The sequence below is a fragment of the Streptomyces sp. NPDC059668 genome (assembly GCF_042734135.1).
Lineage (GTDB): Bacteria > Actinomycetota > Actinomycetes > Streptomycetales > Streptomycetaceae > Streptomyces.
The window spans coordinates 1-6,968 of sequence record NZ_JBHWEL010000119.1 but is presented as its reverse complement, the minus strand read 5'-3'; the positions used below and the strand labels follow the sequence as shown (position 1 = coordinate 6,968).

7 protein-coding genes are annotated in these 6,968 nt (G+C 70.9%); 3 read left to right on the top strand and 4 right to left on the bottom strand.

The genetic code is table 11. The features are described from left to right. Positions 1-813: 813 nt before the first annotated feature. Positions 814-1,188 (bottom strand): hypothetical protein, encoded by a 375-nt coding sequence (locus tag ACFV2J_RS40985; RefSeq protein ID WP_385098456.1) that lies wholly within the window; start codon positions 1,186-1,188, stop codon positions 814-816. Between the two features lie 482 nt (positions 1,189-1,670). Between ACFV2J_RS40985 and ACFV2J_RS40980 the strand changes: the two genes are divergently transcribed. The 3 genes from ACFV2J_RS40980 to ACFV2J_RS40970 all read left to right on the top strand — a co-directional run bounded on the left by ACFV2J_RS40980 (position 1,671) and on the right by ACFV2J_RS40970 (position 3,710). Further along, positions 1,671-2,009, top strand: a complete 339-nt coding sequence (locus ACFV2J_RS40980) for a MerR family transcriptional regulator (RefSeq protein WP_385097555.1) — start codon at positions 1,671-1,673, stop codon at positions 2,007-2,009. A 445-nt stretch (positions 2,010-2,454) separates the two neighbouring features. Next, positions 2,455-3,279, top strand: a complete 825-nt coding sequence (locus ACFV2J_RS40975) for an LLM class F420-dependent oxidoreductase (protein ID WP_385097552.1) — start codon at positions 2,455-2,457, stop codon at positions 3,277-3,279. After that, positions 3,279-3,710 carry a TIGR03668 family PPOX class F420-dependent oxidoreductase gene (locus tag ACFV2J_RS40970; protein WP_385097549.1) on the top strand — a complete coding sequence of 144 codons (432 nt, stop codon included), beginning with the start codon at positions 3,279-3,281 and terminating at the stop codon, positions 3,708-3,710. The genes ACFV2J_RS40975 and ACFV2J_RS40970 overlap by 1 nt, the downstream gene beginning before the upstream one ends. 146 nt (positions 3,711-3,856) lie before the next feature. Here the strand turns inward: ACFV2J_RS40970 and ACFV2J_RS40965 are convergent, their stop codons facing one another. The 3 genes from ACFV2J_RS40965 to ACFV2J_RS40955 form a co-directional block, all read right to left on the bottom strand. Continuing rightward, positions 3,857-4,549: an enoyl-CoA hydratase-related protein gene (locus ACFV2J_RS40965; RefSeq protein ID WP_385443573.1), complete on the bottom strand. Its 693-nt coding sequence runs from the start codon at positions 4,547-4,549 to the stop codon at positions 3,857-3,859. A gap of 25 nt (positions 4,550-4,574) precedes the next feature. Next, complete coding sequence (locus ACFV2J_RS40960) at positions 4,575-5,789, bottom strand: CaiB/BaiF CoA transferase family protein (RefSeq protein ID WP_385443570.1); 1,215 nt, start codon at positions 5,787-5,789, stop codon at positions 4,575-4,577. A 142-nt stretch (positions 5,790-5,931) separates the two neighbouring features. Beyond that, entirely contained in the window at positions 5,932-6,834 is a 903-nt protein-coding gene (locus ACFV2J_RS40955) for a LysR family transcriptional regulator (protein WP_385097848.1), read from the bottom strand. Positions 6,835-6,968: the final 134 nt, after the last annotated feature.

Sequence of the window (6,968 nt, the reverse complement as noted above, 5' to 3'; positions counted from 1 at the left end):
GGATGTCGGCCGGGCCCTCGTCGTCGTGGTCGCCGTCCGGGCGCCGGTCCCGGATCCGCGCCGAGGGGCTGCGCCCCCTGGACCCGCCTTCGCCCGAAAGGCTCGTCCTCAAACGCCGGACGGGCTGGAGATGCGGGCCCACGCCGGACGAGTGCCGACCGGCGGAAGGGGCGCGCTCGCGCCAAGCGGACGCCGACGGACCGGAGATGCGGGCCCACGCCAAAGGGACGCCGACCAGCCCGAGATGCGGGCCCACTCCAAGTCCACGCCGACCAGCTGAAGATGCACTCCCCTCGGATGCATACCGACCGGCGGAAGGTGCGCGCCCACGCCAAACGGGCGCCGAGCGGACGGAGATGCGGGCCCATGCCAAGGGCACGCCGACCAGCTGAGATGCACTCCCTCACCGAACGCATGCCGACCGCTGAAGGCGCGCGTCCACACCAAACGGACGCCGACCCGCCCAAGATGCACGCCCACGCCAAGTCCACGCCGACCAGCTGAGATGCACTCCCCCACCAGATGCATGCCGACCGGCTGAAGGCGCCCGCCCACGCCAAACGGACGCCGACCAGCCCGAGATGCACTCCCACGCCAAATCGACGGCGCCCAGCCAAAGATGCGGGTCCACACCAAATCGACGCCGACCGGCTGAAGATGCAGCCCCACGCCGACCGGCCGAACGCCCGCGCCGGAGCGTTCCGGGGCGGTGATGTCGGCGCGGGCCGGGGACGCGGGCTCAGGTCGGGGAGTTCGCGCGGATGCGGACCGCTCAGGCCGTGGTCGTGCCGGTCGGCCGGGCGACGCGGCGTCTCACTGGTCGAAGTAGCTGAAGTCGCCCACGGTCCAGGCGCTGACGTCCTTGATCGCGACGCGGTACATGCCGCCCGTCTCGGGGATTCCGACGTTGCCCTGAAGGATCCGGGCGAGGTGGAAGTGCAGATGCGTGGGCGGCTCGCCGCGATCCGGCCTGCCCTCCGTCCGCCCCGCGGTGAAGATGTCGGAGAACGGGCCGAGGCGGTCGGAGTCCTTCAGTACCTCCGAGACACGCTCCCGCCAGACGGCCTCGGGAGCCAGCCGGCCGGTGATGACGGCCCCGCCGACGACCACGGTCAGCGACATCTGATTGCTTTGCCCGGACTCCACCATGGCGGAGATGTCAACGAGCAGCTCGTCAGGGTTCGACATGGAAGCCGATTCTATGGGCGTCCCCGGCCGATCGGACGCGAACGCGGTCCCGGTGCCCCCCGGCCTCCAAAACCTGCGACACGCCGACAGCAAAATCTATCTTTGTCAGAGTAGACATTGGTCGGCAGCCTGGCTAATGTTTCTCACGTAGACATGACCGCCGCGTGGACGGCCCGCAGCTCGAGGGGCCGTCGGCAGTACCGGAGCGACGCGCGGCGGACACAGAGGAAGAACGGAGGAACGGACGCCATCAGGATCGCCCGGCCCGAGCACCATTCGGCCGGGTACCGCACGACCCCGGAACGGAAGGTGGTCCCCGGTTACGCATCCTCGATCCCCGCACTCCCGCCCCTCCCCGGGGCCGGACGGCGGAAACAGAAGGTCGGCGCAGCAGTAAGGCCGACAGATGGTGTTGAATTTCCTTCGGGGCCCTGGTGCCGTACGGCACCGGGGCCCCTCGACGCGTTGCTCAACGAGGTGAAATGACAGCAGATACTCCGCTCAGTGGCCGTCTGGACGACGACGACTACCCCGCGTACACGATGGGCCGGGCCGCCGAGATGCTCGGCACCACCCCCGGCTTCCTCCGAGCCATCGGCGAGGCCCGGCTGATCACTCCGCTCCGTTCGGAGGGTGGTCACCGGAGGTACTCCCGCTACCAACTGCGGATCGCCGCACGCGCCCGCGAACTCGTGGACAAGGGCACCCCGGTCGAGGCCGCGTGCCGCATCATCATTCTTGAGGACCAGCTCGAGGAAGCACAGCGGATCAACGCCGAGTACCGTCGCTCCACGGACAAGGGGACCCAGAACTCCGGCTGAGCAGACCCGGGCGGTGATCCCGCCCGACACGAACGACGGTTCACCGCAGGCGCCACGCCCGTCCTCGCCGTACCCCCGGAGGGGCACAGCGACGAGCGTGGTCGTGAAGGGCGGTCGCCTCCGCGGCGAGGGCTCCATGAGGCTTCAGCCGAACGATCGTCCTCATGGGCATGAGAGTGAGGCCCGGGGACACAGTTCCCTTCACCACCACATAGGTGAAAACCACATGGGCCCCGCAGACATTCCCGCGCCGGCCCCCGGCGGCGTCGACGGTCGCGCGCGGTCGGAGCACGGACCGGCGCGCCACACGTCCGCCGCCCGTCCCCCTCGCCGACAATGAGCGGCAGCCCGTGCCCCCGGCGCCGTGCGCGCCGGGCAGTGCGACCGGTCCGGGGCCGGCACGCACCGGGAACCAGCCGGCGGGACGCAACGGCGAAGGAGCCGCGTGAAATTCGGGATCTCCACCTTCATCACCGATCTGAGCACCCGGCCGGCCCCCCTCGGGCGCGCCGTCGAAGAGCGCGGGTTCGACTCGCTGTTCATCGCCGAGCACAGCCACATCCCGGCCGACCGCCGCTCCCCCTACCCTCCGGGCGGTGAACTGCCCGACATCTACTACCGCACGCTCGACCCCTTCGTGGCGCTGACCGCCGCGGCCACGGTCACCGAACGGCTCCTGCTGGGCACCGGCATCGCCCTGGTCTCGCAGCGCGACCCGTTCCACACCGCCAAGGAGGTCGCCTCGCTCGACCTGATCTCCGACGGCCGGGCCGTCTTCGGCGTCGGCGTCGGCTGGAACCGCGAGGAGATGGCCGACCACGGCACCGACCCGGCCACCCGGGGCAAGCTCGTCGACGAGCGGCTGCGCGCCATCCTCGAACTGTGGACCAAGGAGAAGGCCGAGTTCCACGGGGAGTTCGTCGACTTCGACCCCGCCTACGCCTGGCCCAAGCCGGTCCAGAAGCCGCACCCGCCCCTCTTCGTCGGCGGGGGCAGGGGCGCCTTCCCCCGGGTCGCCGAACTCGGCGACGCCTGGCTCGCCAACGGCGTCCCGCCCGAGGTGCTGGCACCGCAGATCGAGGAGGTGCGGGCCATGGCCGGCCGCGCGGTCCCGGTGACCGTCTACGGGGTGCCCGCCACCCCCGAGGCGGTCGAGGGCTACGCCGCACTGGACGTGGAGCGCGTGCTGTTCTACCTGCCGTCCGATCCCGAACCGGCCACCCTCGCGCACCTGGACCAGTTCGCCGAGGTCGCCGCCCGCTTCCGCTGATGCCCGACCTGACCGCGTCCGAGGCGCGCGAACGGTTCGCGGCGTCCCGGGTCGCCCGTCTGGCCACCGCCGGCACCGACGGCCGCCCGCACCTGGTGCCGGTCGTCTTCGTGGTCACCGGGGACACGGTGGCCATGGCCGTGGACCACAAGCCCAAGCGGTCGGCCCATCTCAAACGGCTCTCCAACATCCTCGCCAACCCCGCCGTCTGCCTCCTGGCCGACCACTACCAGGAGGACTGGGACCAGCTCTGGTGGACCCGCGCCGACGGCCGGGCGCAGGTGCTCCCGCCGGCCGGCCGGTCGGCCGACGCGGCCCGCTACACGGAGCTGCTCACCGCGAAGTACCCACGGCAGTACGCCGGGCGGCCTCCGGCGGGCGAGGTGGTGGAGGTACTCGTCACCCGCTGGACGGGATGGCGGGCGAGCTGAGGCACCCCGGGTGCGCGCGCCTCGACGGCGTCCGCCCGCCCCTGCTGTGCGTCGCCGCCCTCGGTCCGCACGTCACTTCCCCGTCCACCGCGGAGCGCGGCGCTCGGCGAAGGCCGCCATGCCCTCGCGTGCGCCGGCCGAGGCCGTCAACACGCCACGTTCTCCTCGCCGCACGGCGAAGAGGCCGTCCTCCGGCACACCGTCGGGGCCCGTACGAGGTTCATCACCGCGGCGAGCGCGAGCGGGGCGTTGCGAGTGAGCCGCTCGGCGAGGCCGAGGGCGACGGCGACCGCTTCGCCCGGCGCGGTGACCCGGTTCGCCAGACCGAGGTGCTTCGCACGGGCACCGCTGACCGGTTCTCCGGTGAGCAGGAACTCCATCGCCAGGTGGTACGGGACGCGCTCGGTCAGCCGGATCACGCCGCCTCCGGCGACGATCGGACCGCGCTCGGCCTCGGACAGGCCGAACGTCGCGTCCTCGGCCGCGACGATCAGGTCGCAGGCCAGGGCGAGTTCGAGTCCGCCACCCACCGCGAACCCCTCCACCGCGGCGATCAGCGGCTTCGTGCGCGCGGCCTCGGCCGGGCCGCCGAACCCCCGTCCCGGGATCACGGGTGACCCGCTTTTCGGCGAGGCCCCGAGGTCCGTGCCGACGCTGAAGGTGCCCTTCGCTCCGGTCACGACACCGGCCCGCAGTTCGGTGTCCGCCTCCAGCTCGTCCAGCGCGGCGGCCAGCGCGGCGGCGACCGCGGTGTTCACCGAGTTGCCCGCCTGGGGGCGGTCGATGGTGACCAGCAGGGTCGAGCAGACCCGCTGGACGCGCACGCCGTTGCTGCTCATGGCTTCTCCTCCGTGATTCGGTGGCTCAGCGGGAGGCGGCCCGGGCCGTCGCGGGCGACGTTCGCGACGGTACGGACGCCGCCCGCGGCGGCACGAGCTCGGCGAGGACCTCCGCGGTGTCCTGGCCGGGAACCGGGGCCAGGCGGCGTATCGAGCCGGGGGTGGCGGAGAACCTCACCGGGATGCCGATCGTGCGGAGCGGGCCTTCGGTGGGGTGCGCGAACGTGTCGAGGAGGTGGCCGTCGCGGACGTAGGGGTCCTCGTGGGCACGGTCCAGCTCCAGCACCGGGCTCATCGGGATGCTGTGCTTCGCGCACACCTCGGCCCACTCGGCCGTGGTCAGCGCCGGTGTGCACTCGCCGACCAGGGCGAACAGGTCGTCGGCGTCGGCCGTGTCGAGCGTGGGGCCGTTGACACGTGGGTCCGCGGCCAGGTCGGGACGGCCGGCGGCGGCGAAGAAGTCACGGTAGTTGTCGGGGGTGTACGGGAGCACGGCGGCCAGGCCGTCCTCGGTGGGCCGCGCCTTGTGCTGTTCGGACATCGATCGCGCGTAGCCCGTGGGGCCCGTCGCCGTCTCGAACGTGTGGCCGGCGAGATGCTCGACCAGGTTGAACGCGATCAGCGTGTCGGTCATCGGGATCTCTATCTGCTGCCCGCGCCCGGTCCTGTCCCGGTGCACCAGGGCGGCCAGCACGCTGTAGACGATGGTCAGGCCGGAGACCTTGTCGGCGAGGATGCTGGGCAGGTAGCGCGGTGTGCCCAGCGCGCGGTCGGCGATGTCGACCAGCCCGGAGGCGGCTTGCACGGTCTCGTCGTAGGCGGCGTCGTCGGCCCGGTCGGAGTCGCCGCGGAACCCCGCGGCGTGCGCGTAGACGAGGCCCGGGTCGGCGGTGGCGAGGTCCTCGTAGGTCAGGTTCAGCCGGGCGAGCGCGCGCGGACGCATGTTGGTGATCAGCACATCGGCGGTGTGGATGAGTGCGAGGGCCTGGGCGTGTCCGGCCGGGTCCTTCAGATCGAGGGACACGCTGCGCTTGTTGCGGTTCACGTTGAGGTGCAGCGGGGTCATGCCCGGGGTGTTGCGGTACTGGCCCACGCGCAGGGAGTCCGCCGGGGACTCGATCTTGATGACATCGGCGCCCAGATCTCCGAGGATCTGGGCCGCGTACGGGCCCATGACCACGGTCGAGAGGTCGATGACCCGCACGCCGTCGAGCGGCCCAGAACTGTGTGTGTCCGCCATTGTCGCGTCCTTCCATGTCTCGGCTGCCTCTGACATGGAACGCTAATGGAGATGCACGGGGAGTGGAATCATCGTATTGCTGATATCGGCTTGACCGCAGCGGTCACGCCGATATCGACATCGAATCCGAATTCCGCTCGGCTCATATGTGAAGCGGATCGGCGAAGACCTCACGGGCCGCTTCGACGATGTCGTCCAGGTCACCGCCGGAGGCCCGGTCCCGCCGCCAGACCAGGGCGGTGTCCAGGACGGGCTCGAAGTCCGTGAACGGCAGGACCCGGGTGTTCTCCAGGGCGTAGCCGTGCATGGGACTCTCCGCGTTGAGCATGGAGAAGTAGAACGCTATCCCGCTCGACACCACTTCGGCGATCCCGGAATAACCGGAATCGGTCAGCTTGATTCGCTTCTTGATCCCCCGCTCCGATATCTCACGGTCGAGCTGCTCGAAGTAGGCGAACCGCAGTTCCGGCGGTGCGACGACGAAGCTGAGATCGGCCAGTTCGGCCAGCGCCACGGAATCCCGCCCGGCGAACTGGTCGGCGGGCACGATCGCTCCGAGCCGTTCGGACATGACGGGCAGCATGTCCAGTGCGGGGTCGCTGATCGGCAACCGGGCCAGCGCGAGTGCCAGCCTGCCCTCGCACACGCCGGTGACCAGCGCCTTCGAGGTGCCGGGCCAGCGCAGGAGTTCGCACCACTCGTCGGCGCGCTCCGCGAGAGTGTTGACGAGTTCCCTCAGTCTGGGATGGAGCCCGGACGGGATGCCCACGAACATGGTGCCGCGCTCCGACCGCGTCACCTCGCGCAGCCGCCACGGAATGCGGTTGATCCGTTCCAGCACGTCCCGCGCGATCGGGAGCAGCGCCTCGCCGGCCGGCGTGAGCGTGACACTGTGCGTGTCCCGCTCGAACAACCGGAGGTCGAGCTCCCGCTCCAGGTCTTTGATCCGCTGGCTCAGTGGTGACGTGGCCATGTGCAGCCGGCGGGCCGCCGCGGAAAAGTTCAGCTCCTCGGCAACCGCGACGAAGTAGCGCAGATGCAGCATCTCCACACTGACACGTTAACCCGATCCACGAGTCGGTTCCGAGGCGTCGTGCGTCGAGGGCGGTGGCTCTTCCGGCGCATCGGTGCGGGGCCCTGGCGAGGCGGGTGACCGGGATCGTCGGCGCGGCGCGATCC

Bases quoted from the DNA above. Each gene is read 5' to 3' on its own strand.
- ACFV2J_RS40965 (WP_385443573.1), bottom strand. From the start codon at position 4,549: ATGAGCAGCAACGGCGTGCGCGTCCAGCGGGTCTGCTCGACCCTGCTG.
- ACFV2J_RS40955 (WP_385097848.1), bottom strand. From the start codon at position 6,834: ATGCTGCATCTGCGCTACTTCGTCGCGGTTGCCGAGGAGCTGAACTTT.
- ACFV2J_RS40985 (WP_385098456.1), bottom strand. From the start codon at position 1,188: ATGTCGAACCCTGACGAGCTGCTCGTTGACATCTCCGCCATGGTGGAG.
- ACFV2J_RS40980 (WP_385097555.1), top strand. From the start codon at position 1,671: ATGACAGCAGATACTCCGCTCAGTGGCCGTCTGGACGACGACGACTAC.
- ACFV2J_RS40970 (WP_385097549.1), top strand. From the start codon at position 3,279: ATGCCCGACCTGACCGCGTCCGAGGCGCGCGAACGGTTCGCGGCGTCC.
- ACFV2J_RS40960 (WP_385443570.1), bottom strand. From the start codon at position 5,789: ATGGCGGACACACACAGTTCTGGGCCGCTCGACGGCGTGCGGGTCATC.